Annotated in this window: 25 protein-coding genes; 7 read left to right on the forward strand and 18 right to left on the reverse strand. The window is 38.8% G+C overall.

Translation table 11 applies throughout. The features are described from left to right. Positions 1-29: 29 nt before the first annotated feature. Positions 30-638: a superoxide dismutase gene (locus AB3I72_RS09340; RefSeq protein WP_002361201.1), complete on the reverse strand. Its 609-nt coding sequence runs from the start codon at positions 636-638 to the stop codon at positions 30-32. A 193-nt stretch (positions 639-831) separates the two neighbouring features. On the opposite strand from AB3I72_RS09340, the gene AB3I72_RS09345 reads away from it, so the two are divergent. Further along, positions 832-1641: a DUF1189 domain-containing protein gene (locus AB3I72_RS09345; protein ID WP_368023858.1), complete on the forward strand. Its 810-nt coding sequence runs from the start codon at positions 832-834 to the stop codon at positions 1639-1641. A 33-nt stretch (positions 1642-1674) separates the two neighbouring features. Here the strand turns inward: AB3I72_RS09345 and AB3I72_RS09350 are convergent, their stop codons facing one another. The 7 genes from AB3I72_RS09350 to AB3I72_RS09380 are packed head-to-tail and all read right to left on the reverse strand — an operon-like array spanning position 1675 to position 7000. Continuing rightward, entirely contained in the window at positions 1675-2094 is a 420-nt protein-coding gene (locus tag AB3I72_RS09350) for a PTS sugar transporter subunit IIA (RefSeq protein WP_010708253.1), read from the reverse strand. A 9-nt stretch (positions 2095-2103) separates the two neighbouring features. Then, positions 2104-3093: a serine hydrolase gene (locus AB3I72_RS09355; RefSeq protein WP_061100670.1), complete on the reverse strand. Its 990-nt coding sequence runs from the start codon at positions 3091-3093 to the stop codon at positions 2104-2106. A gap of 12 nt (positions 3094-3105) precedes the next feature. Continuing rightward, a complete protein-coding gene (gene murQ, locus AB3I72_RS09360) occupies positions 3106-3996 on the reverse strand; it encodes an N-acetylmuramic acid 6-phosphate etherase (protein ID WP_002361198.1) in 891 nt (296 codons plus the stop codon). Between the two features lie 14 nt (positions 3997-4010). Beyond that, entirely contained in the window at positions 4011-4862 is an 852-nt protein-coding gene (locus AB3I72_RS09365) for a MurR/RpiR family transcriptional regulator (RefSeq protein WP_002355339.1), read from the reverse strand. A 16-nt stretch (positions 4863-4878) separates the two neighbouring features. Then, positions 4879-5355, reverse strand: coding sequence for a PTS sugar transporter subunit IIB (locus tag AB3I72_RS09370; RefSeq protein WP_002355337.1), 477 nt, complete (start codon positions 5353-5355; stop codon positions 4879-4881). Between the two features lie 30 nt (positions 5356-5385). Continuing rightward, on the reverse strand, positions 5386-6222 hold the full coding sequence (locus AB3I72_RS09375; protein ID WP_196782459.1) for a PTS system mannose/fructose/sorbose family transporter subunit IID: 837 nt from the start codon (positions 6220-6222) through the stop codon (positions 5386-5388). After that, a complete protein-coding gene (locus AB3I72_RS09380; protein ID WP_002358431.1) occupies positions 6197-7000 on the reverse strand; it encodes a PTS sugar transporter subunit IIC in 804 nt (267 codons plus the stop codon). The genes AB3I72_RS09375 and AB3I72_RS09380 overlap by 26 nt, the downstream gene beginning before the upstream one ends. Before the next feature lie 169 nt (positions 7001-7169). On the opposite strand from AB3I72_RS09380, the gene AB3I72_RS09385 reads away from it, so the two are divergent. Further along, positions 7170-7940 (forward strand): sulfite exporter TauE/SafE family protein, encoded by a 771-nt coding sequence (locus tag AB3I72_RS09385; protein ID WP_225581367.1) that lies wholly within the window; start codon positions 7170-7172, stop codon positions 7938-7940. A 43-nt stretch (positions 7941-7983) separates the two neighbouring features. Here the strand turns inward: AB3I72_RS09385 and AB3I72_RS09390 are convergent, their stop codons facing one another. Next, on the reverse strand, positions 7984-8385 hold the full coding sequence (locus AB3I72_RS09390; protein WP_002355332.1) for an organic hydroperoxide resistance protein: 402 nt from the start codon (positions 8383-8385) through the stop codon (positions 7984-7986). Between the two features lie 220 nt (positions 8386-8605). On the opposite strand from AB3I72_RS09390, the gene AB3I72_RS09395 reads away from it, so the two are divergent. Together AB3I72_RS09395 and AB3I72_RS09400 are read left to right on the forward strand one after the other, a co-directional pair. Next, on the forward strand, positions 8606-10132 hold the full coding sequence (locus tag AB3I72_RS09395) for an acyl-CoA synthetase (protein WP_002366111.1): 1527 nt from the start codon (positions 8606-8608) through the stop codon (positions 10130-10132). Positions 10133-10401: 269 nt separating this feature from the next. After that, complete coding sequence (locus AB3I72_RS09400; RefSeq protein ID WP_368023859.1) at positions 10402-11100, forward strand: glucosamine-6-phosphate deaminase; 699 nt, start codon at positions 10402-10404, stop codon at positions 11098-11100. 56 nt (positions 11101-11156) lie between these two features. Here the strand turns inward: AB3I72_RS09400 and menC are convergent, their stop codons facing one another. From menC to menB, 6 genes are read right to left on the reverse strand one after another with little or no spacing between them, the layout of a single operon-like run. Next, positions 11157-12260, reverse strand: coding sequence for an o-succinylbenzoate synthase (gene menC, locus AB3I72_RS09405; protein ID WP_368023860.1), 1104 nt, complete (start codon positions 12258-12260; stop codon positions 11157-11159). Beyond that, complete coding sequence (gene menH / locus AB3I72_RS09410; protein ID WP_368023861.1) at positions 12261-13085, reverse strand: 2-succinyl-6-hydroxy-2,4-cyclohexadiene-1-carboxylate synthase; 825 nt, start codon at positions 13083-13085, stop codon at positions 12261-12263. After that, positions 13073-14806: a 2-succinyl-5-enolpyruvyl-6-hydroxy-3-cyclohexene-1-carboxylic-acid synthase gene (gene menD / locus AB3I72_RS09415; RefSeq protein WP_368023862.1), complete on the reverse strand. Its 1734-nt coding sequence runs from the start codon at positions 14804-14806 to the stop codon at positions 13073-13075. Before menD ends, menH begins: the two co-directional genes overlap by 13 nt. Continuing rightward, complete coding sequence (locus AB3I72_RS09420; protein ID WP_368023863.1) at positions 14806-16173, reverse strand: isochorismate synthase; 1368 nt, start codon at positions 16171-16173, stop codon at positions 14806-14808. The genes menD and AB3I72_RS09420 overlap by 1 nt, the downstream gene beginning before the upstream one ends. Next, positions 16170-17627 carry an o-succinylbenzoate--CoA ligase gene (locus tag AB3I72_RS09425; protein WP_174121416.1) on the reverse strand — a complete coding sequence of 486 codons (1458 nt, stop codon included), beginning with the start codon at positions 17625-17627 and terminating at the stop codon, positions 16170-16172. Before AB3I72_RS09425 ends, AB3I72_RS09420 begins: the two co-directional genes overlap by 4 nt. Before the next feature lie 4 nt (positions 17628-17631). Further along, positions 17632-18447: a 1,4-dihydroxy-2-naphthoyl-CoA synthase gene (gene menB / locus AB3I72_RS09430; RefSeq protein ID WP_002361188.1), complete on the reverse strand. Its 816-nt coding sequence runs from the start codon at positions 18445-18447 to the stop codon at positions 17632-17634. 164 nt (positions 18448-18611) lie between these two features. On the opposite strand from menB, the gene AB3I72_RS09435 reads away from it, so the two are divergent. After that, positions 18612-18992, forward strand: a complete 381-nt coding sequence (locus tag AB3I72_RS09435; RefSeq protein ID WP_179189531.1) for a PaaI family thioesterase — start codon at positions 18612-18614, stop codon at positions 18990-18992. Positions 18993-19061: 69 nt separating this feature from the next. Here AB3I72_RS09435 and AB3I72_RS09440 read toward each other — a convergent pair whose 3' ends face one another. Then, positions 19062-19661: a LysM peptidoglycan-binding domain-containing protein gene (locus AB3I72_RS09440; RefSeq protein ID WP_002355317.1), complete on the reverse strand. Its 600-nt coding sequence runs from the start codon at positions 19659-19661 to the stop codon at positions 19062-19064. A gap of 817 nt (positions 19662-20478) precedes the next feature. Here AB3I72_RS09440 and AB3I72_RS09445 point away from each other — a divergent pair. Both AB3I72_RS09445 and AB3I72_RS09450 read left to right on the forward strand, forming a co-directional pair. Next, positions 20479-21960 (forward strand): peptide MFS transporter, encoded by a 1482-nt coding sequence (locus tag AB3I72_RS09445; protein WP_002355315.1) that lies wholly within the window; start codon positions 20479-20481, stop codon positions 21958-21960. A 106-nt stretch (positions 21961-22066) separates the two neighbouring features. Beyond that, a complete protein-coding gene (locus tag AB3I72_RS09450; protein ID WP_010717459.1) occupies positions 22067-22267 on the forward strand; it encodes an immunity protein PlnM in 201 nt (66 codons plus the stop codon). A gap of 83 nt (positions 22268-22350) precedes the next feature. Here the strand turns inward: AB3I72_RS09450 and AB3I72_RS09455 are convergent, their stop codons facing one another. After that, on the reverse strand, positions 22351-23187 hold the full coding sequence (locus tag AB3I72_RS09455) for a sugar phosphate isomerase/epimerase (RefSeq protein WP_181035413.1): 837 nt from the start codon (positions 23185-23187) through the stop codon (positions 22351-22353). Position 23188: 1 nt separating this feature from the next. Further along, a complete protein-coding gene (locus tag AB3I72_RS09460; protein WP_181035418.1) occupies positions 23189-24067 on the reverse strand; it encodes an AraC family transcriptional regulator in 879 nt (292 codons plus the stop codon). Between the last annotated feature and the right edge of the window lie 213 nt (positions 24068-24280).

Below are 24280 nucleotides of genomic sequence, written 5' to 3' on the forward strand. Positions count from 1 at the left end.
TTTGACTCTTTCCTTCACAATTGGCAAACTTATTTTGCTGCTGCAAAAAGTTCGTTTACTTTATCCCAGTTAACAACGTTCCAGAATGCTTCAATGTAATCTGGACGAACGTTTTTATATTTTAAGTAATACGCATGTTCCCAAACGTCAAGACCTAAAACAGGTGTTTGGCCATCCATTAATGGTGAATCTTGGTTTGGTGTTGAAGTGATTTCTAATTTACCGTTATTCACAACTAACCAAGCCCAACCTGAACCAAAGCGGCCAGTTGCAGCTGTTTTGAAAGCAGCTTTCATTTCATCAAAGCTACCAAATGTTTCATCGATTGCTTCTTTAATAGCGCCAGTTGGTTGACCACCAGCATTTGGTGCCATAATTTCCCAGAAGAATGTATGGTTTGCGTGACCGCCACCATTGTTACGAACGGCTGTGCGGATATCTTCAGGAATAGCATTCATATCTGAAATTAAGTCTTCTACAGATTTTTCGCCTAATTCTGGATGTTTTTCAATCGCTGCGTTTAAGTTAGTCACATAAGTGTTGTGGTGTTTATCATGGTGTAAGTGCATTGTTTCCACGTCAATGTAAGGTTCTAATGCATCATAAGCATATGGTAATTCTGGTAATGTGTAAGTCATTTTTTAAATCCCCCTATTTTTTAGTATGTAACATACGTCTTTCATACAACTATTATGATAACAGAGTGAACCGCTTTCTACAAAATAGTTTGCTTGCCAAAAGAAAAGTTTTACAAAAGAGGGAGATTACCTTGTGTTTCCCTCATAAATTCGCTAGAATGACCTGTAGAAGAATGATGTGAGGAGTAAATAAATGAATACATTGCAATTATTTAAGCAGGCCTTTTTTTCAGTTTCAGAATTACGGCATGCGAAAAGAATGGCGTTTTGGAAAGTAATTCTCTATGCTGTTTTTTTAAGTGCTATTTTAGCACTACCTATTACCAAACAAGTCTTTTCTGTGCTACAAGAGGTGCAACAAGATGGCCAAAAAATTGCAGAAAAGTTGCCTGACTTTTCTATTGAAAATGGCACGTTGCAAACAAATGCCAAAGAATCTGGTTTTATTTATCAAACCGACTCGATTATTTTTACGTTTGATCCAGATGGAAAGCGTACAGCCGCTGATGTCCAAAAGGATTTAATTGGTAATGCGTTTGGTTTAGCTTTTTTACAAGATGAATTTGTAGTCGCCTTACCAAATTCAGGAGCAACTGAATCAATTCTAGGCACCGACCAATTTATCTTCCCCTATAGTAAAGGAACCTTAGATGGCGTTAATGCTCAGAGTATCAAGACTGCGCTAAGTGAAGCAGCGATCCCCTGGTGGACAAAACTTATTGTCTTTTTAGTGGCTATCTACCCTGTTCTAATCGGTTTAGTTTTAGACTTACTGATTGCCGCTATCGGTGCATCTCTCTATTCAAAATTACGTTTTTATTCTTTACGTTTGATTGATTGTTTAAAAATTATTACGTATTGTGCTACCGTGCCAGTTATCTTAAGTGCTATTTTAAACTTCGTAAATCCGATGTTTAACGATGGCATCCTAGTTATTTTACTAAGTCTGTTCTTTTTCTTTGTCACAACCAAAAACGAACCACGGAATATCCCTGGTTCTTAAAAAAGGTGTTGTCTTTGAGACAACACCTTTTTGCTATTCTTCAAATTCTTCTTCATCTGTTAATTCAGGTAAGTCAATCGTGGTCACCGCAGATTGGCCAATTTGCGTTAAATATGCAGCTAATTCATCCACATTTTCCACAGGTGACACGGCTGCTTCAATTGCCATTGCTAAATTAAGTCCGGCGACTACTCGCAATTGCGGATAAGTGCCCATGGCCATCATAGCCACATTACAAGGTGTTCCTCCTTTTAAGTCAGCTAATACAAGCGTCGGGACATCGCCAGCTTCTTTTAAGATTGCTGCCAGTTTTGCTTGCGTGCCGCTCAAGCCATCTTCTGCGGTCATTGACACAATCGCAGCATCTGCTAATTCCCCGACAATCATTTGAGTAGAAGCTAAGGTTTCTTCTGCCATCCGTCCATGGCTCATTAAAATTAATTTTGGTTTCATCATATCCTCCTAAAAATACTGCTGATAAATTTTTGTTCGCGCTTTCAGAAAGCCACGTTCTTCACGAGTGGGATGAATCCGATTCGTCAACAAAATTAGGGCTTCTTTGGTCTCTTTTTTCATACCAATCGCCGTTCCAGTAAAGCCAGTATGATACAAATAGTCTGCCCCTGCTTGCGTCTTTTTCACTTCCCAACCAAATGTACGTCCCCCTTGGTTCATAGACCAGAGAGCAGTGAACATTTTTTCAGAAAATAATGGTTTGCCAGACGGGTATCGATTGTTCATAAAACACTGAACAAAAGTGAGTAAATCTGGTAAAGTTGCAAATAAACCTGCACTGCCGATTGGCGCTTTCAGTTGATAGGCTTTCGAATCGTGGACCACTCCCTGAATAACGCCGCGTTGTTTTGTAATCTCTGTGGGCACTGCCTGGGCAAAATCGCTGACCGTAAAACTTGTATGCTGTAGGTTCATTGGTTGAAATACGTATGTTTGAAAGCTCTCTTCTAATGAGCAGCGATCCAACACTTGAATAATTTCTCCCAATAAGTAATACCCTAAATCAGAATAAGTGGTTTTCCCTCGTTCAGATAACGAATGCGTTAAAATGATTTCTTGCAAGCTTTTTTTTGTAACATTTTTCTTATCAGCAACATCAGCTGGCAGTCCGCTCTGATGCAGTAGAAGCTCCCCTATCGAACAAGATAGTCCTTGATAATCAGGTAGGATTTCCCCCACAGTGGTTGAAAAAGCAAGCTGATTTGTATCGATTAATTGTAACATTCGATTTGTTGTCCCAATAACTTTCGTTAAGGACGCTAAATCATACAGGCTAGCTGATGAAACCTTTTGTCTTGCAAATGGACCAGTATTACCTAAAAAGCCCGTATACTGTTCTGATAAGCTATCTTCTGTGATCGTCCCCCAAGCGACACCCGGAACGACTTGCTGATTAATCAGTCTCTGAATTGTTTCTTGAATTGCGATTTGATTCATTGTTCACCACTTCTATGCTAAAACTTCTGAAATCCGTCCGTCATGTTCTGCTAATAGTTGTTTGGCTTTTTGAAAATCAACGTGGGCTTTTGCCATTACAATGGCTGGTGCCACTTCTAGCTGTGCTGCCTCCAAGTATTCTTTGGCTTGCGATTCCTCGATTTCTGCTGCTTCTTTAATGATATTCGTGGCACGTTGCATTAATTTTTCGTTCGTTGGTTGTACGTTGACCATCAAATTTTGATAGATATTCCCTACTTTAACCATAATCCCTGTTGAAAACATATTTAACACCATTTTCTGTGCTGACCCCGCTTTCATTCTAGTTGACCCTGTAATGACTTCCGGTCCGACAATTGGCGCAATCCCAATTTCCGCCAATTGATTCATCGGACTTTGATTATTACAGGTCACTGAGATAGTTAGAGCGCCCACTTTTTTTCCGTATTCAATTGCAGAAACGGCATATGGTGTCCGACCACTAGCAGCAATCGCAATTACGACATCTCGGGCGGTCAATTGATGTTGCGTTAAATCTTCGATAGCTAATTCTTTCGAGTCTTCAGCGCCTTCAATTGCTTGATACATTGCTTTTTCACCACCAGCTAAAATACCAAATGCGCGTTCTGGCGACACACTATATGTGGGCGTTAATTCAATCGCATCCAAAGCACCTAAACGTCCAGACGTTCCTGCACCACAATAGATTAAACGGCCCCCTTTTTTAAATCGTTCTGCCGCTGCATCAATTGCTGCAGCAATCTGCGGAAGCACCTTTTCAATTGCTTGTGCTACCTTTTGGTCTTCTTGATTTATTAAAGTTACCATTTCTAATGTTGACACTTGGTCAATCTTTTTAGTCGCTTCATTTCTGGCTTCTGTCGTTAATCCTTCTAAGTTCATTTGCTTGCACACCCCTACTTCTCTTTTAGACGGCTGACAAGTTGACTCGTTTCAATCATATTGCGTTCAATTTCTGTGTCTAAATCATCTTGAATTGAACCTAAATACAGAACATCGCCAATTGCCATTGACGAAGCAATCGATGAAATAGCCCCAACTCGAATGAGGTGCTCATTATTGGGGACTAAAAGAACTTCATCGCTCAATGATCGCACGTTTTCTCCATCATTACTGGTAATAAAAATAACCGTTGCGCCTCTATTTTTGGCAATTTCACAGGCGATTAAGGCTTCTTTTGTCAAACCACTATAGGAGACCGTGATCAAAATGTCTTGTGCCGTTGCATAATTTAAAAACTCCAACATCATGTGACTATCATAATTAAAAATTGCTTGGCGACCAGCGCGGTTAAACTTGTGATAAAGATTATAAGTCGTTAAAGAAGAGGCACCAATTCCAACCAAATGAATTTTTTCCGCTTTTTTAACATGCGCAATTGCTCGTTCCAAGGCTTGTTTATCCACTGTATAAAATAAATCCTCAATCGTAGCATTTAATAAAGATTCCACTTTCATACAAATAGTATCCACCGAATCATCCGCCGCTACAATTGGATCAATATCTTTTTTACCGTTACTGGCAGCTTGTACCGCTGCAATGGATAGTTTTAACTCTTCCCAGCTGTCAAACCCTAATTGTTTAGAAAAACGGGTAACTGACGCCGGAGAAGTTTCGCTATTGCTAGCAATTTCGTTTGCTGTTAATGAGAGAAGACGGGTCGGATCCTTCAGTATATAGTCTGCGATTCTCTTATTTACTTTGGAAAAGTCCTTATATTTTTGTCTGATTGAACGGATTGGCTCCATCTTCTCATCTCCATTTCTATTTTATGAAAGTTAAAATTGCTTCGTTTGGTTCAGAAGGGATCATCTGTGCGGTAATAGTCACCCCATTATCTGTTAAACGACGAACGGTTTGAATATCTTCATCGGTTAATGCAACAGATTTTTTAATTGCTCGACTGCCTTCTTTTTGAGAAATATTGCCGACATTGAAGCTCTGTAACGGAACACCGCCATCAATTAAAGCCGCCATGTCTGCAATGTCTTTCGTAATTAAAAAGACTTTTTCTTCATCATAATTGCCTGCTAAAATTTTTTCAATCGCTTTACGTTTTGATAAAATGGATAATTTAACTCCTGCAGGCTTAGCCATTTTTAAGGCACCAATTTGTAATTGATCTTTGACAGCGGCATCATTTACTACCATGATTCTTTGTGCGCCAACCGTATTCGTCCAAACGGTTGCAACTTGTCCGTGAATTAAACGCTCATCTACTCTTGCATGTACAATTGTCATAATAAATCTCTCCTATTATATACTATTTTTTTAAAATAAACCGCCAACCCAAGCCAACATTGGTTGTAAATTGCCTAAAACCATGCCAATTAAAATTAAAACAAAGATTAGCCGTGTTGAATTCATTTTCTTTTTCCCTAGTAACCAATAGGATAAAAGAACAATCCCTAAAGGAATTAATGCGGGTAAAATTTTATCCAACATTTCTTGAACAGATAATGTTACATCTCCCATTTTATAAGTTAAATCTAATTTGTAAGTAATTACCGAAGGAATCAAACCGCCGACCACCGTTAACCCTAAAATAGCTGCACCTTGCGTAAACAATTTCATTTTATCCGCAAATTCTGTCGCAATTTTTTTCCCTTGATGGTAACCAATCCAAGTGAATTTATAGCGAACCCATAAGACCACTGCTCCGGCAATTAACGGGATCAGTAACCCAACAACCTGGCCCCCTTGCGCCATGTAAGCTGCAATCGAAAAAACAATCGCACGATAAATCGCGATAAAAATGGTATCACCAACACCAGCAAACGGACCCATTAGACCTGTTTTCAAGCCAGTAATGGCCGTTTCATCTTCAATGCCAACTTCTTCTTCCAAAGCCATATCAGCTCCGACAATTAAATGTGACATGGCTGGCGTCGTATTCATAAAGCCAAGATGTGTCTTCAAGGCTTTCTTCATAGCTACTGGATCTTCACTGTATAGTCGCTTTAATGCAGGCATCATCACCCAAGCGTAACCAAGTCCTTGCATTTTTTCATAGTTCCAGCCCCACTGATAGCCAAAAAGATTACGGACGTAAACTTTATTAATATCCTTTTTTGTTAATTTGTTAGTCATCAATCTCAACCTCCTCATCATCTTCGTAAATAACCGTGCCACTTGTTGTAGCTGCACCGCCTTTGTTATGATTCATCACATAAATCGCTGCTAAAGCCAAGCCAACCAGTGCGACACCCAAAACTGAGAAGAATTGGGCCCCATAAGCAAGTAACACGAACCCAATAATAAAATAAGGCCAGTATGTTTTAATTGGTAAGTAACGCATTAAAATAGCAATCCCCATCGCTGGTAAAATAGCACCTGCTGCTTTTAACCCATTCATCACCCAAATAGGAATCCAATTATTGATAGCGTTTACAACTTGTTCACCAAAAGCTAGGCCAATAAAAACTGGGATGACACGAGAAATCGTCCAAGGAAAAATTCCTAAAACATTGCAGCGCTCGACCCCTTTATAATTTCCTTCTTCCGCATAGCGATCTGCTTTATGTTGGAAAAACGTATTAGCCATTCTGCCTAAAATATCTAGTTGTGTTAATAATAACCCAATCGGAACCGCAACTCCGATACCATACTCTGCCCCTTTCCCTGAAATGATTGCATAAGCCGTTCCCATAATGGCCCCCGAAAGAAAGTCTGGGACTGTTGCTCCTCCATAAGTCGCTACACCTAATGTCATCAATTGAAGCGTTGCCCCAATCATCAAACCTGTTTGAACATCCCCTAAGACTAGGCCAGTAAACGTTGCAGCAAACAATGGTGTATATGGACCAATCTGAATAGAAATTTGGTCAAGTACACCAACAACTGTGTAAAGACATAAAATCAAAATAATACCAATCGATACTGTCATGCTTTCTCATCCTCCTTGAATGCGTTTTCTTTTTTGTATTTGTAGAATACCATTAAAGAAATATCATTTCAAGTTCTTTTTAAAAATATTTTTAAATGAAATTGCATTTCTTATATAATTTTTGTGCTATACTAAAAGAAAACGGTTTAGGAGTGATTATGTGCGGGTTTTGCTGATTTATTTCATAACTATTTTTCTATCCAATACAGTTGGGGCGCTCTCTGGGATGGGTGGAGGCGTCATTATTAAGCCTGTTTTGGATTTTCTTGGGTTCCATTCGTTAAATAGTATTGCGTTCTATTCAAGTGTCGCTGTTTTTGTCATGTCCATTTCTTCGACTTATAAACAGTATCAAAATGGTGTCCAAATTGAATGGAAAAAAGCCGCGAGTATTTCGTTTGGTTCCTTAGTCGGCGGTATGTTGGGTGATTTACTTCTTAATCAGGCGATTGCACTAGCGCCAAATGAAGAAAAAGTACAACTAATCCAATATATCATCATGTTGCTGACCTTGGTTTTGGTTCTTCTCTACAATCAATTTTCCAACTGGCACTTACACCTCAACGGATTGAGCATTTTTCTGATTGTCGGATTAGGCTTAGGGATTCTATCAACCTTTTTAGGCATCGGTGGCGGTCCCATTAATGTAGCTTGCCTTATTCTCTTTTTTGGAATGGATATCAAATCAGCAACTGTTTATTCCATCATTACTATTTTTTTCTCCCAACTCGCCAAACTTGGCAATATCGGCTTGACCACAGGGTTTGCGGTTTTTGATTTGACAATGCTTTGGGCTATTATTCCTGCCGCTTTATTCGGTGGTTATGTCGGCGGTCTTTTCAGTAAAAAATTATCTCAACAACGGGTCGCCCAAATTTATAGTTTAGTTGTTTTTTTAGTTATTTTGTTAAATATGTATAATTTGTGGACTGTTATCTAAAAAAGAAGCGCTTTGTCTATACGACAAAGCGCTTCTTTTTTAATTAAATCACAGTTAATTTAACATCTATATTATTTCTTGTTGCTTTAGAATATGGGCAAATTTCGTGGGCTTTTTTAACAAGTTCTTCTGCTTTAGCTTGATCTACCCCATCAATATGAACTTCTAATTCAGCACCAACGCTAAAGCCATCTTCTCCTTGGAATAAGGAAACACGTGCAGTTACTGTACTTTTACCTTCGACTTTTTCTTGATCCATCACTAATTCTAATGCACCGTTAAAGCAAGCACTGTAAGCCGCTGCGAATAATTGTTCTGGATTTGTTGTATTTTCTTTCTTGACACCTGGCGAAGCAACCGCATAAGAAAATGATTTATCCGGTGAGTGAACTTCTCCTGCACGTCCACCCGTATTAATTATAGTTGTTTCATAGATTTTTTTCATGTAAATTCCTCTCCTTTGTAAAGTTTTACACTTCTGAGAACTTGTTACTTACATAATTATTGTAGGAAACTTTGTCAGATACAGCAAACGTTGTGCTTGTGAATAATAAAAAATAACATTTAATGTTGTATTTTTGACGTAGAAAAAGAACCCATTCTATGATAGGATAAAGTGAACTTGTACATTTGTACACAAACTATTTTACAAAGGAGACTTTCCCTTGACACACTTACTTGATTATCAACCATTAAACCTCTACACAAACTATCAAGAAGCCGCAGAAAAAACACCAACTGTTCCAATTATTTTTGATGAATCCTTGCCTGCTTTTCCTGCACTTGGCTTAGAAACAACTTATGGTGAAAGCCATCAAGAAATTTTGAAACGGGCATATCAATTAGCCGCTTTAGGTGTAAAAAAAGGCGACAAAATTATTATTTATAAAAGTCCTAAATTCGACACGTATTTACTAGCTGTTGCAGCCTCATATCTAGCAGCCGTTCCTGTAATGGTTTCATACCATTTACCTTTTGAAACAATTGAAGTATTCGTTGATCGTTTAGAAGATCCTTATATTTTATTTGATGATGTGACTGCTGAAAAAGTTCAAGCTGTTCGTAACAGCTCTGCCAATAAAAAACTTTCGGTTGCTTCTCTTTTAGAAGCTGATGCCACGGAAGTTCCTCAAGACGAACTGACTAAAGACGAAATTGCCTACATGACCCACACCTCTGGAACAACAGGTATTCCTAAACTTATCTGTCATTCCAATCACTCTATGGGTTGGCGTACAAAATGGCAAAAAACCATTTTTACAAAAATTGCTGAAAAGAAATTAGTTGGCTTTCATATTTCGCCAGTTCATTCTCGTTTTAACATTGGTGTGTCTTCTTTAATGGCCATGGGCTTCCCTATGATGCCTTTAGCAAATGCTTCGAGCGAAAAAGTCGCTGAAATGTTCAGCACCTATCAACCAATCGCTGTAGAAACACACCCCAATAACTTCGTTCAATGGGTTCGTTTGGCCAAAGAAAAACCTGAAGCTTTCGCTAGTGTCCATTATTATCATTCTACTTTTGATGCAATTAACAACGCTACAATGGTGGCTTTCTTAAAAGCATCTGCTGCCAATGAACCAATTTTCCTACAAGTTTATGGACAAAGCGAATGCGGGCCAATGATCTTACGAGCGCATACTTTAGACTCCTTAAAAGATTCAGATGCTCGTGACATGGGTGTTGGTTTAGAGGATTTAACACAAGCTCGAATTACCGATGAAAAAGGACAAGTTTTACCTGCGATGACGGATGGCCATATCCAATTCTTATCAAAAGGACGGGCCTTAACGTATTACAAAGAAGATGCCCGCTTTGCAGAAAATGTCTACGGCGAATGGTGGGACAGCGGCGATTACGGAATGTTAGATGAACGCGGCCACTTATTCTTGAAAGATCGCCAAGTAGATCTAATTGAAAACATCGACAGTAATTTAGCTATTGAAGATCATTTATTGGATGCATTAGATTTCTTAGAAGAAGTGATTATTGTCCGTGGCAAAGAAAATGAACCTCAGCCAATTTTAGCGGTTGTTCCTGGGGAAGAAATGGATTGGGACGCTTGGTGGACACAAGTAGCCGATTTACCACATTTAAACGAACCTATCATTATGGCTTTTGATGAAATCCCTCACACAGCTACTATGAAAGTGCAACGTTTACAACTAGAAAAATGGTTAAAAGAACAATAAAATAAAATTCTTTGTTAAACAGTGTTGGTCAAAAGAACGTTTAGACCAGCGTTGGAGCAAGTGGAGCAAGTGGAGCAAGTGGAACAGAAAGCTAAAAAGTTAACTCGTTGTAGGTTATCTTAAGCTTTAAAAAGAGGGGCAGTCGTCGTTTTGACGGCTGCCCCTCTTTCTTTTGTCTACCGTTAATTAAATCCTTTTTGTGAAGAACTTGACATGGGATGGTTCCCACAAATTATACTTAGCTTATTCAAAGAATGGAGTGTGCAAGTATGAAAATTTTAATTAAACAAGATTTCGACACGATGAGTGAATGGGCAAAAATGTTACTTCTAAGCACGATGAGCCAAGATAAACGAGTGAATTTATCAATTACCGCTGGCAAAACGCCAACACTTGTTTACCAAAAATTAGCCTCGATTGTGAAAAATTCATCTGACTTTGATAATGTTCATTATTATAACTTTGATGAAATCCCAGTTCCTCATCAAAAGGAAGGCATTACCCTGACAGATTTGCGGACGCTGTATTTGACACCTGCAGAAATATCCGAGCAAAACATCCATCCATTAACTGTTAAAAACTTTCAACAACAAGAACAACGGATTGCTGACGCAGGCGGCTTAGATTTGATGTTAATTGGCTTAGGAGCAGATGGTCATTTTTGTGGGAACATGCCCACTACCACTCATTTTAAAAATGAAACCTATCAAGTGACCGTCACTGGTTCAGAGCCTTGGTTTGTTCCTGAAATGATGCAGCCAGGCATGACCTTTGTTACGATGGGGCCAGCCAGCATCATGAAAGTTAAGCATCTTGTCCTAATTGTAAATGGTGAACAAAAAGCTCAGATGGTCAAACAAGTGCTCCAAGGACCTGTCACAGAAACATATCCTGCCTCTATTCTTCAACTCCATCCAAATTTAACGGTTCTCTTGGATGAAGCCGCAGCGAGTCAATTAGAAAAATAAAAAATTGCGCCTAGATTATGCTTCTCTGCATAGTCATAGGCGCAATTTTGTTATCATTACATGATTTTTTGATACTGACTGTATTTTAGCAAATTCGTCTGGGAAAGTGTAACACCAATACCAAGTCCCTGAGGCACGGTCATTGTCCCTTGCTCTAAAATAAAAGGTTCCGTGATGATATCTTCATAAAAATAGCGTTCCGTTGCTGAAATATCACCTGGAAAGGAAAAGGTAGGCTGTGACGCAAATTGCAAATTCAATGCGCGACCAACACCAGACTCAAACATACCACCTAACCAAACCAATAAATCATTTTCTTGGCAAAATGTGGCAATCTTCAACGCCTCGTGAATCCCACCTACACGAGGAATCTTCAAATTGATACTACGGCAACTGCCCAATGCTAACGCCACTTGGCAGTCTTTGAGACTACGAATATTTTCATCCAAACAAATTCTTGTCTTCAGTTCTCTTTGTAATTGTGCGTGGTCTAAAAAATCATCTGCAGCAAAAGGCTGTTCAATCATCGCTAATTGATAGTGATCTAAACGTTGCAATTGAGGCAAATCTGCCAATGTATACGCTGAATTTGCATCGACCATTAAAGGCAAGTTAGGAAAATGCTGACGAATCAAAGCAACAGGTTCCACATCATAACCGGGACGAATTTTCAGCTTCACTCGTTGATACCCTTTTTCTACAGCTAACTGAACTTGTTTAAGCAATTGAGGTAACTCTTCTTGAATCCCTAAACTAATCCCTACAGGAATTTCCCTCCGCGTTGGTCCAAAAAATTCAGTTAAACTCTTCTGTTGCCGTTTGGCATATAAATCCCAGATGGCAGTTTCTAACGCAGCTTTTCCCATCCAATGTCCTTTAACTTCTTCAAAAATTGTTGAAACCTCTTGCGGCTGTTCAATCGCTTCTGTTAAAAGTAACGGAATTAAATGCTGTTGGATGATGAAGCGTTCGGTTACCAACGTTTCTTGCACATAATCAGGTTGCTCAAAAGCCACTAATTCGCCAAACCCTTGATTTCCTTGCTCATCCGTTATTACAAATAGATCAAACGCTTTTTCTTCCAGGCGACCATAGCTCGTGACAAACGGCATTTTTAAAGGCAAACGAACCTGATAGGTTTCAATTGATTGAATGTTCATTCAGATAGCTCCTTCCAATAATGCTGTCACCTTTTCATAGAAAATCGTTGGTTGTTCCAAATGGATACAATGTCCTGCTTCAGAAAAAATTGTCAGCCTCAACAACGGTTGACGTGCCTGCATTTTTTTCGCAATTCCAATAAACTTTTGATCTTCGCCGCCTACCAATAAATCGGTAGGAATCGGCTGCAATTCTGCTAGACGTTCCCAGTAACTCTCTTGCGCTCCTGTACCCATATACCACAAACTACTAGCCAATCCAAAGGCCGATTGGCTCAAACGTTCCTGACGAATGGCCATTTGCTGTGCCACAGACAAGGCTTTTTGCGTTTGAAATAACGGTAATTCTTGCCAGAAATCAATAAAATCCACCAGCGGTTCCTCTAAGAGACGTTCCGCCAAACGATGATCTTGACAGATACGAGCCTGACGTTCTGCGGCGGTGGCCAAACCTGGTGATCCACTTTCCAATAAAAGCTGCTGTACCTTTTGTGGATAATGTAATGCAAAACCTAAAGCTGTTCGAGCGCCCATTGAATAGCCTAGTAAACAAAAGCAAGGCAAATTTAGCGATTCGGTTAGTTCAGCAAGATCATGGCAAACCTGTTTCATGGTATAACGCTCTGGTGCTACCAAACTAGCAGTCGCGCCATGCCCAGGTAAATCAATGCCTAAAACGTTATAAGGTGTTTGACTGGGAAAAACAGCTGCAAACGTGGCTAACGTTCCTGTGAAACCATGTAAACAGACTAGTGTCGTTCGCTTTGCATCAAAAGGTGTTAACCATTGATAATGGTACTGCATCCCCCGAATTAACCGTTCCATGAAATCCCCTGTCTTTCTACTCGTCTACCAATTTCAGCTAAAATTGATTCGTACAAATGAACATTCTCTTGGCGATTTCCTTTGACTTCTATCACTTGAAATTGTGGTTCTTCAGCCGCTGCTTGTAAAATTTGCTTGAGCTCCACGATTGTTTTGACTTCTTGGTACGAAGCACCGTAAAGTTCAGCAACTAACGAAAAATCTAAATCAAGCGGTGTTCCAAATAAAGGCTCGAAATCGTCCTCACGTAAAGTTCGTTGAGATAGAAAAGAGAAAATCCCGCCACCATTGTTATTTAATAAAACAATTGTTAACGGCAACTGATAACGTTTAGCCAAAAATAAACCATTCATATCATGATATAGCGCTAAATCACCAATCAGTAGAACGTTTTGCTGTGTCGGTTCTATGGCACTCATTCCTAAAGCAGTTGAAACAATCCCATCAATCCCGTTGATGCCGCGATTTCCAAACATCCGATAAGGGCGACTATCCATAAATCGATCTAAGTAGCGGATAGCCATACTATTAGATACAAATAACTGACCGTTCTCTTTCATCGTTTGGTGAACAGCTAAGCTGGCTGTTGTTTCATTTAATTCTGTCGCGTTCAGCGTTTCTAGAAGAACTTCAGAGACCGTTTTTTCCAGCAGGAGCCATTGTGCTAACCAAGTCGCTTCTGTTGTTTTGACAACCGTTAGTAGTTGTTCTACAAACGTGGTTTCCTTTGCCTGAATAACGGTTTGTGATTTTTTCAATTGCTCTTGCCATTGACCATTTTCGTCCACAAAATAAAAAGCAGTCTCTGTCGTTGCTAAGCGTTTCAACCATAACATGATGTTTTTAGAAATTGGCAGCGAACCAAAACGCACTACCACTTCTGGTTCTTGCGGCAAGGTCGCCACATTTAGAAACAGATCACTGTGTGCAATAACAACTTCACTATTTTGCCCATGTGTCACAATGTTTGCTAAAGGATCCGCTAGTAACGGCCATTGCAAAGCTTCGGCTAATTGAATAAATAACGTCGCTTCTTCCTCTGTATGACTGCCACCGACAACCAAGACGCCGTTTTTCTGGTACCATTGATCCGCTAACTGTTGCACTTGTTCTGTAGAAAGGATTGATTGACCAGCGAATAAAGCCGTTTGTTGAGAACTCTTTGTTTTTCTCTCTAAGTCAGGTAATAATGGTTCCCGCAAAGGAAAATTCAAATGAACAGGTGCTGCAGGCGTTTGTTGCGCGAATGCTGCTCCTTTAGCGCCTTGCCAATAGGCGTAATTCAACATCTCTTCTGTTGCTTCTGGCAAAGCCATTTCAACAAATAATTTCACATGATTTTGATACATTTGTAATTGGTCCATGGCTTGAGGAGCACCAACTTGACGTAACTCATGCGGCCGATCCGTTGTTAAAACGACTAAAGGCACATGGCTAATATTGGCTTCGCAAATTGCTGGATAATAGTTTGCAGCTGCTGTTCCAGAGGTACAAAGTAAGACCACTGGTTTTTGGCTCGCTTTACTTAATCCTAAAGCAAAAAAAGCAGCGGAACGTTCATCGACATCGACAAATGTTTGGATTGCAGTTTCCCGATGAAGTAATAAAGCCAGTGGTGTGGAACGGGACCCTGGACTAATGACTGCTTGTTCAACCCCGCTATTTTTTAAGCCTTCAATAAAGGCCGTTAAATAATCGGTCATTGTTTCTTGATGATTCATTAAACCTGCCCTCCAATTCCTCGTAACATCGGTTGAAATTTTATTTTCGTTTCTTCTCTTTCTAGCTCTGCTTGGGAATCCGCAACAATACCACAACCTGCATAAAGAACGCCTTGCTGACCAGCAAAGACACCTGAACGCAAGGCCACAGCGAACTCGCCACTATCATCATTCCCTGAAATCCAACCGATTGGCGCACCATATAACCCACGACTCCCTGGCTCATATTGTCGAATCCATTCGACTGCCAACTCTTTGGGCTCACCGCCTAAAGCTGGCGTTGGGTGTAGCTGCATCACACTTTCCAAAAACGAAATTCCCGGTTTACGTTGACCCGAGATTGGCACATAAAGATGTTGTACATCTCGATTTTCCAAAATAATGGGTGCTTGAATACTGTTTTCAGAAGTCGTCATCTTCGCCAACTCTTTCGCTAAACGTTCCACCACAATTTGGTGTTCTCCGGTATTTTTGCGGTCTTGCAAAAGTTGTGCTCCTAAAGTTTTCGTTTCTTCTGGTGTTTGACCCGTTTTAATGGTTCCTGCAATACAAGCGGTCGCAAACGTTTCTCTAGTACCCAACAGAAGTCGTTCTGGTGTTGCACCAATGAAACTTGTGTCGTTGGCTTCTAAAGCAAACAAATACGTATTTTGTTGTTGTGCTATTAAATTAACGAGCACTTGGTTACTTCGAATTTTTTCAGGACTGCTCACAGCAAGTTGTCGAGCCAAAACCACTTTTTTTAAAGGGCCATCTTCTCTTAAGACTGCTACGGTTTCGTTGACAGCTTGTAGCCATTCAGTCACGGCAACTTCTTCCTTTTCAATCTTTGTTTCCGCTACAGCTGGCAACTCCTCACAGGTAGCTAACAAGCGATCAAACTGAGCCACCAAAGTCGACCAACGTTCCTCGACTTCTTGTTCACTAGAACCTGAAAAGTTCAGCGTTCCATAAATACGTGAACCTGAAAAAGTAAATAGAATACTTGGTAGATAAAACCAACCTTCCCCTAACTCTCCCCAGGCCTCAGTAGGCGTTTGTTCTGTATCAAAAGGCAAACCGCCAAACAGAAGAGCCCCCGTACCAGAAATAGACATATTTTGAAAACGAGTTGCCGCCTCTTTTTTTAAAAAGTTGTTCAATTGATGCGTTTCTGTTTCTGCGCCTTTTAAGATAGTTTCATATCCGAAGCCAACCAAAGCAAAATCTTTTTTCGGCGTTTGCCAAAAAAAACGTTCTCCTTGGTATGCCTTTTCACCAGCGGCAAAAATTGCCAAGGCTGTTTGTTCTGTTTCTAATGGAAAAACCCAACTGAACTGACGGGCATTCTTCTGATAGGCTTGTCGTAATTCATCAGGCAATTTCATCTGATTAAAAACGCCTCTCTTTCTTCTGTCATGAAACGATGTTTGGCAATCTTTCCACTCGCTGTTTGCGGGAAAGAATGACAAAAATAAATGCGTTTCGGTCGTTTATATTTTGCCAGTTTTCGTGAACACTGGTCTTGAATTTGCGCTAAGGTGAGTTCTTGGTCACTAATCACATAAGCAACTGGGACGGCTCCCCATTGCACATCTGGTTCTCCTACAACTGCCGCTGCTTTAATTCCTGTTATCGCCTGTAACACCTGTTCAACCTCAGTAGGGTAAATATTTTCACCACCAGAGATAATGAGTTCACTTAAACGACTAACCAAATACAGGTAACCTTGTGCATCTAAATAGCCCATGTCGCCTGTTTTAAACCAACCATCCGCTGTCCATTTTTCAGGTTGACGATGGTTAAGGTAACCTGAAACAACGTTTAGTCCCTTAAGTAAAATTTCCCCGACTTGTTTTTCTGGCTGTTCTTGTCCTAGTTCATCAACAATTTTGATCTGCATATCTTTTAACGGTTGCCCAGCAGAGCCGATTTTCAGTGCCGCATCTTCAAATTTCAAGGCAACAACTTGCGAACACGTTTCCGTCATCCCATAAGATTGAATAACTGGAATCCCTTTTTCCTCACACTGCGCTAATTTATCCGGTGCAATCGGTCCGCCGCCCAATAGCATTCCTTTAAAGCTGGCGCTGTAGCCAGCCTCAGGATAGACAGACAATAATTGTTGCAACATTGTCGCAACCACTGAAATGACGGTTCCACGGCCTTCTTGTAAATCTTGTGTCACTTGCTGTTCATCAAATTTATCGTAAAGGCGAATACTACAACCTAAGACGAGTTGTCGAACAACAATCGACAATCCGCTAATATGAAATAATGGGACTGCACACAACCAACAATCTTCAGCAGTAATCCCCATATTTTCTTGAGTGCCTCTAGCACTGGCCAGATGATTTTTAAACCGTTGCAAGACCCCTTTAGGCTGTCCTGTAGTTCCTGATGTATACATAATAGAAGCCACCGACTCTAAGTCACTTGGCTGTTGAAACTCCTGATGTGAAAGACTATGCTGTTTTTTAATCATTGGCTGAACGTCGACAAAAGAAATTTCTTCTAACAAAGCCTGCGTTTCAGGCGCACCAATAATCGTTTTAACTTGCGCATCTTTTAACTGAAAAGTCAGTTCAGCAAGTGTCAAATGCGTATTTAAAAATAATAACTCTTTCCCCAATTCCCATAAGGCTAGAATTGAAAAATACAACTCTTTGCTGTTCTTACTGAATAAAGCCACACGTTTTTCTTCTGGTGCAAGCACCTGTTGATATGTGGCTACCCAATGGCTGACTTCTTGTTGCACTTCTAAAAACGTCCAAGATTCATCCTGAAAATAAAAAGCAGGATGATCGGGACGTTTTTGTACTTGTTTATTTAACCAAGTCATTGGTTTATGGGAATTTAGGGAATTGATCGAAATCTGGTGTCCGTTTTTCTTTAAATGCATCTCGGCCTTCTTGTGCTTCAGCCATTGTATAGTAAAGAAGTGTCGCATCACCAGCTAATTGTTGCACACCAGCCAAGCCATCTGTATCGGCATTTAAAGAGGCTTTAATCATCCGTAAAGCAATCGGGCTTTTGGTTAACATTTCTTCTGCCCACTCCATTGTCACATCTTCTACTTGATCCAATGGAACAACGGTATTAATCCAGCCCATATCTAAAGCTTCTTGAGCAGAATATTGTTTACACATAAACCAAACTTCTTTCGCTTTTTTATGGCCGATAACACGCGCTAAGTAACCTGAGCCGTATCCACCATCAAAGCTACCGACATTTGGTCCTGTTTGCCCAAACTTAGCATTTTCCGCCGCAATTGTTAAATCACAAACTAATTGTAAAACATTGCCGCCGCCAATGGACCAGCCTTTCACCATTGCGATGACTGGTTTGGGAATGACACGGATTAACCGTTGTAAATCTAACACATTTAAACGTGGAATGTTGTCTTCGCCAACGTAACCACCATTACCTCGAACTTTTTGATCGCCACCAGAACAGAATGCTTGGTCACCTGCGCCTGTTAAAATAATAACCCCGACATCTTCTTTATCACGACTAATGTTGAATGCATCAATCATTTCCATGACTGTTTTTGGTGTGAATGCGTTGTGAACATGCGGGCGGTTGATAGTAATTTTTGCTACTTTGCCTGCTTGCTCAAATAAAATTTCATCATATTCTTTAATTGTTGTCCAGTTTCTCATTAGGAAACCTCCTTCATTAATCTCATCTTTTCTATTATACACAAGAATCGGCACTTTAGAGAAAAAGTCGCTTGAATTTTAAGAAAAAACATGGCTATTTCAAATTTTCTTCATTCCTGTATAATAAATAAAAAACCTTTTATTCTCTCTTTTATTAGAAAGGACTGATTACTATTCATCTTTTAGAGTATTTAGGCATCACGATTCAACACGTTTCTGCTGAGAAATGTCAGCTTACTTTAACGGTAAAAGACGTGCATAAACAACCCTATGGCCTTGTCCACGGGGGCTTAAACGGCGTCTTAATTGAAACTGCCTGTAGTTTAGGTGCGAACGAAAACGTTCCTGAAAACACTTTTGCTGTCGGCATAGACTTACAAGTAAATCATCTTCGCAGTGTCCATGATGGTAGCCTTACCGTGATTGCGACGCCCAATCACTCGGGAAAGACCCTTCAAGTTTGGGAAGCAAAAATTTATAACGCAGACCACCAATTGACGAGCGTTGGGCGTTGTACCTTAACAAATCGACAAAAAAAACAGTAATCTTTACAGGTTACTGTTTTTTTGTTTATGGTTTTTAATAAGTAATTAGATTACTTCGTTTATTTAATTTTAGTACCAACCATTTGCTAACCAGAATGATTTAGCTGCATCCCATGAACCATAGCGACCTGCTACGTACTGATCTGCCACGCGTTCTTGGTTGGCAGGTGAATAGTCACCATTTAAATAAGAGGCAGATAATTGGTAACGACCGATATACTGACCGTTTGTTGCATCGTAAGAACCACTAGATTCACGTTGTGCGATCCACTCTTTTGCATCACTGCTTGCGGCAGGTGCTGCTGGTTGCGCTACTTCTTGAGCAACAGGTTGTTGTACTTCTTGTTGTACTGGTTGAGCAACAGGTTGTTCAACTACTTGTTGCACTGGTGCAACTTCTACAGCTGGTGCTGGAGTATTAGCAACTTCTTTTTCTGAACGAATAACTAATTGTTCTCCTTCAAAAATTAAATCAAGGTTTGGCAATTTGTTATCAGAAGCAATTTTTTGAATTAAGCTATTGTCTCCTGCAAATTGATGAGAAATTGTTGATAAAGTATCTCCTGCTTTAACTGTATATAAGCTTTCTGCGTTTGCGTCTGTTCCTAAGAATAATCCTAAACCTGCGGCCAAAGTTGTTCCAAGTAAAATCGTTTTGATTGATTTCATGTATGTTTCTCCTTTGTAATTAAAAATATTTGATTGTTGCTCTTAGCTCTCGGCAACAACCACGTCTGCTTCGCTTTATCGAAACGACTTCACATACTTTATCATCGAATGGCCGGCCGTAGGTGAATATCTCGTGACAATTTATTACTAGAATGTCGGTTTTGTTACATTTTGTAATAAAAAGCTACTGGAAGCTTGATATTATCCTGTTTATATTTTGCGAAAAAAAGTTAAAAAAACAGGATTTTATTTTTAAGAAACCGTTTTCCAACCCTTGATTAGCCATTAAATGTCGGTTTTTTTACATTCGTTTCAGTCAAAAAGTAACAAAATGTTAAAGATACTAGACATGAGAATGTTTTTTTCAAAAACTCACGCCTAAAAAGAACAGGTGTTTTCTTTGAATTTTTTTATCATTCACTATTTTTATTTTTCCTTCTATTATATAGATAAATTTTTTGTCGTATTCATTTTTCGATTCTGAAAAAACACTAAGCACTTCCTATTGAAACAAAAAGAGTTAAACAAAAAAATCTTATATTTTGCTTGTTATTTATTCATTTTAATCTTATTCAAAAAAAGAACAGCTAAAACGACTGTGAAAACAAATTATTGAAAATAAAGCAGAATAAATATTCATTTTTATCATAATTCACGAATAAAAAACAAACAATCGCTCGAACACTTGTTATTTAAAAACATAATCAGTTTTTTCTCTTTCTATTTTCCAATCTATGAGTAATAAAATATATGAATCTACATTTAAGTCATTTTATTATCAAATATTCTGAATATTATAAGAATTGGAGTTTTATCTATGAGTGACAAAGAACAACTTGAGAAATTAGACAAATCCTTTCTGGGACAACCGAAAGGACTAGCAACACTGTTCTTCACAGAAATGTGGGAACGTTTCAGTTACTACGGCATGCGTGCTATTCTAATGTATTACATTTACGATACCGTAGCCAATGGCGGTTTAGGTCTCCCCAAAGCAACTGCCTTAGCCATCATGTCCATTTATGGATCAATGGTTTTCATGTCCAGTATCATTGGCGGTTGGGTCTCTGACCGTGTCTTAGGTTCAAGGAAAACTGTTTTTATTGGTGGTTTGTTAATCATTGCTGGACATATTGTTCTCGCTACCCCATTTGGTGTCCCCGCCTTATTCGTTTCTATTATGTTAATTGTATTTGGGACTGGGATGTTAAAACCAAACGTTTCAGGGATGGTTGGCCATCTTTATTCAAAAACTGACTTACGTAGAGATGCAGGCTTCTCCATTTTTTACATGGGGATTAATATCGGAGCCTTAATCGCTCCCCTTGTTGTCGGAACTTTAGGACAAGAATATAATTATCATTTAGGCTTTTCCGTTGCCGCAGTTGGGATGTTCTTCGGGCTACTACAATATTATTTCCAAGGACGTAAATCTCTTGCTGGGATTGGTCAGGCCCCAACTAATCCAATGTCTAAAGAAGAGCAAAAGAAATTTGCTAAAGCATTTATGTTGGCAATTGTCGTTGCTTTACTTATTTTTGGTGGAGCCTATGTCACAGGACATTTAACAATTGATTTCTTTATTAATACCATCAGCGTGTTAGGAATCCTGTTACCTGTTTATTATTTCAGCAAAATGTTAACGTCTAAAGATGTCACTGCTGAAGAAAAACCAAAAGTTCTGGCTTACTTGCCATTATTCTTAGCAGCAATTGTTTTCTGGTCATTGGAAGAACAAGGTTCGTCTATTCTTGCTCTATTTGCAAATGAACGGACGCAAACGAGTTTGTTTGGCTTCCCGATTGCCGCTAGCTGGTTCCAATCATTAAATCCTGTATTCGTAGTTATTTTGACCCCTATTTTTGTTACATTATGGACAAAACTAGGTAAACGTCAACCATCAACAGTTGTGAAGTTTTCACTAGGGCTAGTCTTTGCTGGTCTTTCCTTCGTCTTATTAATGTTGCCAGGTCTACTTTATGGTACCGAAGGACGGGTGAGTCCACTTTGGTTATTCTTTAGTTTCTTCATTATGATTGTCGGAGAAATGTGTTTATCTCCCGTTGGCTTATCGATTACTACAAAATTAGCACCGAAAGCTTTCGAAGCTCAAACCGTTGCTATTTGGTTATTAGCAGATGCCGCTTCACAAGCCATTAACGCTCAAATTGCTCGTTTCTATACACCTGGAACAGAGTCAGCATATTTTGGGATTGTCGGACTTGTAGCTGTCGTTGCTGGGATTCTCTTATTCATTGTGAAAAAACCAATCCAAAACTTAATGGGTGACGTCCGTTAAACCGTCAAAAAAGTTGCCTTTCTCTTTTTTGAAAGGCAACTTTTTTATACAGCTTTTTGATAACGTTTTCATCAAGTGGTATACTAAATAGAAGGAGGACGAGGACATGCGTTACTTAATTGGCGGTATTTTTTTATTGATTAGTATCTGGCAATTCATTGTTACTGGACGGACATTTGCCTACTTAAAGAAAGAGGGCGGCAAAAGAACCTCACCATTTATTCTGTTAGGACTATGGAGTAGTTTAGTGTTTGCTATTATTTCATTTGCTGTGGCGATTGCTTCTTTCTTTTATGTGAGTTTTTAAGGCAAGTATATTTTATATTTTGTCTTATTAAGCAACGAAAAACATCTCAAAAAATCGAGATGTTTTTTGTTGCACATTTTTATCTAAATGGAATGATATTGCGAAACTTTTTGATAGGCACTTGCTATTTTTTCAAATGGTGTTTCCTCAAAAATAGTGAACAGTCCGGGCTTATGTTTATTCAAAAATTGAATGGTTTCTTTAAGAGGTACCTGCCCTTCGCCAATGGCTACCGGAAATATCTGCTGATTTCTTATAATGAAATCTTTCAAATGAAAAGCAACGATTTTTTCACCAAAACACTCAAACGCTTCTTCTACTATTTCCAAATACGTTTTATCTATATCTACTCGAATTAAGTTGGTAGGATCCAAAATAATGCCTAAATTAGTTGAAGCAACCTCGTCAATCAATCGTTGCATTTTTTCAATTGTATGAATTGGATGATTGATTCCTGGTTCAATCCCAACAATTATCCCATACTTTTCAGCTTCTCGACATAATCTTCTAACAGAAAATAAAACTTCTTCGTAGGCTTCTTCTGTATAATTATCTTCAGTGTAATAAATCGTTTCATATATATTGCCTGTTTCAGTTGCAACGATTTTTGCCCCAAACATTGAAGCGTAACGAATGTATGTTTCAAATTGATGCAGTCGTTTTTCTCGCTCTTCTAAATCTGGATGAATCAGATTAATATAACAACTTAGGACACTAATCGTAATCTTTTCATCTTCGAAAATATTCTTCAATTGGCTTCCTAGTCCTGGAGATAGAACAGCAGCACTTGCATATTCTGGATAAGAAATACCTAAGGCAAATTGAATTGAAGTTATGTTCGTTTCAGCAATTTTTTTAGCCAATTCCACAGGAGATATTTTGGTGCCAACATCATGGGCACGTACTGCAAGTGTCAACATTTTATTCAAGCCTCACTTTCTTGATAGATTCTTCGTAATGATCAAAATGAATGATCTGATTATTTTTATGTTGCACCAAAAATTCTTTTGGTGTCATATTAAACTCTTTTTTAAAGGATTTCAAAAAGTGTGGATATGATTTAAATCCACATTTCAGGTAAACATCACTAGCACTGCGATATTCTTTTAATAACTGTTTAGCGTAAAGTAGTTTCTTTTTCAGCACAAATTGATGGAAAGTAAATCCTGTATGTTTCTTAAATTCCCGCGTTATATAATACTTAGTCACAAAAAAATTTTTTTCCATCTGTTCTAAGGTTAATGGTTGATCCAAATTTTGAGAAATGTAGGTAATCATTGCTTCAATTCGTTCATTTTCAATCATTTGTTTTGGTTGGCTCTCATTCTCTTCTTTCAGAACTAATTGATTTAAGTAAATTAAAAAGTCTAACAGTTGTTGTTCATAACGAACATCCGCACCATATTCTTCTGGCAAAGGAGAATGATCTAACGGGGTCAAGTAGTTTGCTAATTTTGCTACATCCACTTTGATAACTTTACTACGACGCTGACCAAAATGTTGAAAACAAGCAGACAAGTTTGTCCGTTTACTAGATCGTTGTTGTAAAAAATCGGGTGTTAAAAAAATATACATCCGTTCGAAATCATCAGTACTCTGCTTAATAATTCGATGTAAATCATGATAATGAATGAGTAAAACGGTCCCTGCTTCAACATCAAATTGATGTCCATCTAAAAAGAACGTTGCTACCCCTTTTAACGTACAATGGACTTCATAAAAATCGTGGTAATGATAGATGGTTTTTTCTGGACTAACCATATCTTTTACATGAAAGATCTCATATTGATCTGAAATCATACTATTTACTTGTGATTTCCGGATTTCTTTTACACTCTTCAACAAGATTCACCTCTTTTTTTAGAAGTTAAATATTTTTTGAATACACAGTTACAGCTAATGTTGGTACAATTTATTACTTTCTGGAACAGGCGTTACCACAAAGGCTTTCTTTGTAAGTTCCAGAACAATTCCTTAAAAACAACTCTACTCAAGTAAGTTGTTTTGTGTACA

It is taken from the genome of Enterococcus sp. GC34 (genome assembly GCF_040886645.1).
GTDB lineage: Bacteria > Bacillota > Bacilli > Lactobacillales > Enterococcaceae > Enterococcus > Enterococcus faecalis.

Excerpts from the sequence above, each read along its gene's own strand:
- AB3I72_RS09455 (WP_181035413.1), bottom strand. The coding sequence starts at position 23,187 with ATGTTGACACTTGCAGTACGTGCCCATGATGTTGGCACCAAAATATCT.
- menB (WP_002361188.1), bottom strand. The coding sequence starts at position 18,447 with ATGAGAAACTGGACAACAATTAAAGAATATGATGAAATTTTATTTGAG.
- AB3I72_RS09460 (WP_181035418.1), bottom strand. The coding sequence starts at position 24,067 with ATGATTTCAGATCAATATGAGATCTTTCATGTAAAAGATATGGTTAGT.
- menH (WP_368023861.1), bottom strand. The coding sequence starts at position 13,085 with ATGGAACGGTTAATTCGGGGGATGCAGTACCATTATCAATGGTTAACA.
- AB3I72_RS09345 (WP_368023858.1), top strand. The coding sequence starts at position 832 with ATGAATACATTGCAATTATTTAAGCAGGCCTTTTTTTCAGTTTCAGAA.
- AB3I72_RS09350 (WP_010708253.1), bottom strand. The coding sequence starts at position 2,094 with ATGAAACCAAAATTAATTTTAATGAGCCATGGACGGATGGCAGAAGAA.
- AB3I72_RS09440 (WP_002355317.1), bottom strand. The coding sequence starts at position 19,661 with ATGAAATCAATCAAAACGATTTTACTTGGAACAACTTTGGCCGCAGGT.
- AB3I72_RS09425 (WP_174121416.1), bottom strand. The coding sequence starts at position 17,627 with ATGACTTGGTTAAATAAACAAGTACAAAAACGTCCCGATCATCCTGCT.
- menC (WP_368023860.1), bottom strand. The coding sequence starts at position 12,260 with ATGAACATTCAATCAATTGAAACCTATCAGGTTCGTTTGCCTTTAAAA.
- AB3I72_RS09365 (WP_002355339.1), bottom strand. The coding sequence starts at position 4,862 with ATGGAGCCAATCCGTTCAATCAGACAAAAATATAAGGACTTTTCCAAA.
- AB3I72_RS09370 (WP_002355337.1), bottom strand. The coding sequence starts at position 5,355 with ATGACAATTGTACATGCAAGAGTAGATGAGCGTTTAATTCACGGACAA.
- AB3I72_RS09375 (WP_196782459.1), bottom strand. The coding sequence starts at position 6,222 with ATGAGGAGGTTGAGATTGATGACTAACAAATTAACAAAAAAGGATATT.
- menD (WP_368023862.1), bottom strand. The coding sequence starts at position 14,806 with ATGAATCATCAAGAAACAATGACCGATTATTTAACGGCCTTTATTGAA.
- AB3I72_RS09400 (WP_368023859.1), top strand. The coding sequence starts at position 10,402 with ATGAAAATTTTAATTAAACAAGATTTCGACACGATGAGTGAATGGGCA.
- AB3I72_RS09450 (WP_010717459.1), top strand. The coding sequence starts at position 22,067 with ATGCGTTACTTAATTGGCGGTATTTTTTTATTGATTAGTATCTGGCAA.
- AB3I72_RS09445 (WP_002355315.1), top strand. The coding sequence starts at position 20,479 with ATGAGTGACAAAGAACAACTTGAGAAATTAGACAAATCCTTTCTGGGA.
- AB3I72_RS09420 (WP_368023863.1), bottom strand. The coding sequence starts at position 16,173 with ATGAAATTGCCTGATGAATTACGACAAGCCTATCAGAAGAATGCCCGT.
- AB3I72_RS09390 (WP_002355332.1), bottom strand. The coding sequence starts at position 8,385 with ATGAAAAAAATCTATGAAACAACTATAATTAATACGGGTGGACGTGCA.
- AB3I72_RS09355 (WP_061100670.1), bottom strand. The coding sequence starts at position 3,093 with ATGAATCAAATCGCAATTCAAGAAACAATTCAGAGACTGATTAATCAG.
- AB3I72_RS09380 (WP_002358431.1), bottom strand. The coding sequence starts at position 7,000 with ATGACAGTATCGATTGGTATTATTTTGATTTTATGTCTTTACACAGTT.
- murQ (WP_002361198.1), bottom strand. The coding sequence starts at position 3,996 with ATGAACTTAGAAGGATTAACGACAGAAGCCAGAAATGAAGCGACTAAA.
- AB3I72_RS09340 (WP_002361201.1), bottom strand. The coding sequence starts at position 638 with ATGACTTACACATTACCAGAATTACCATATGCTTATGATGCATTAGAA.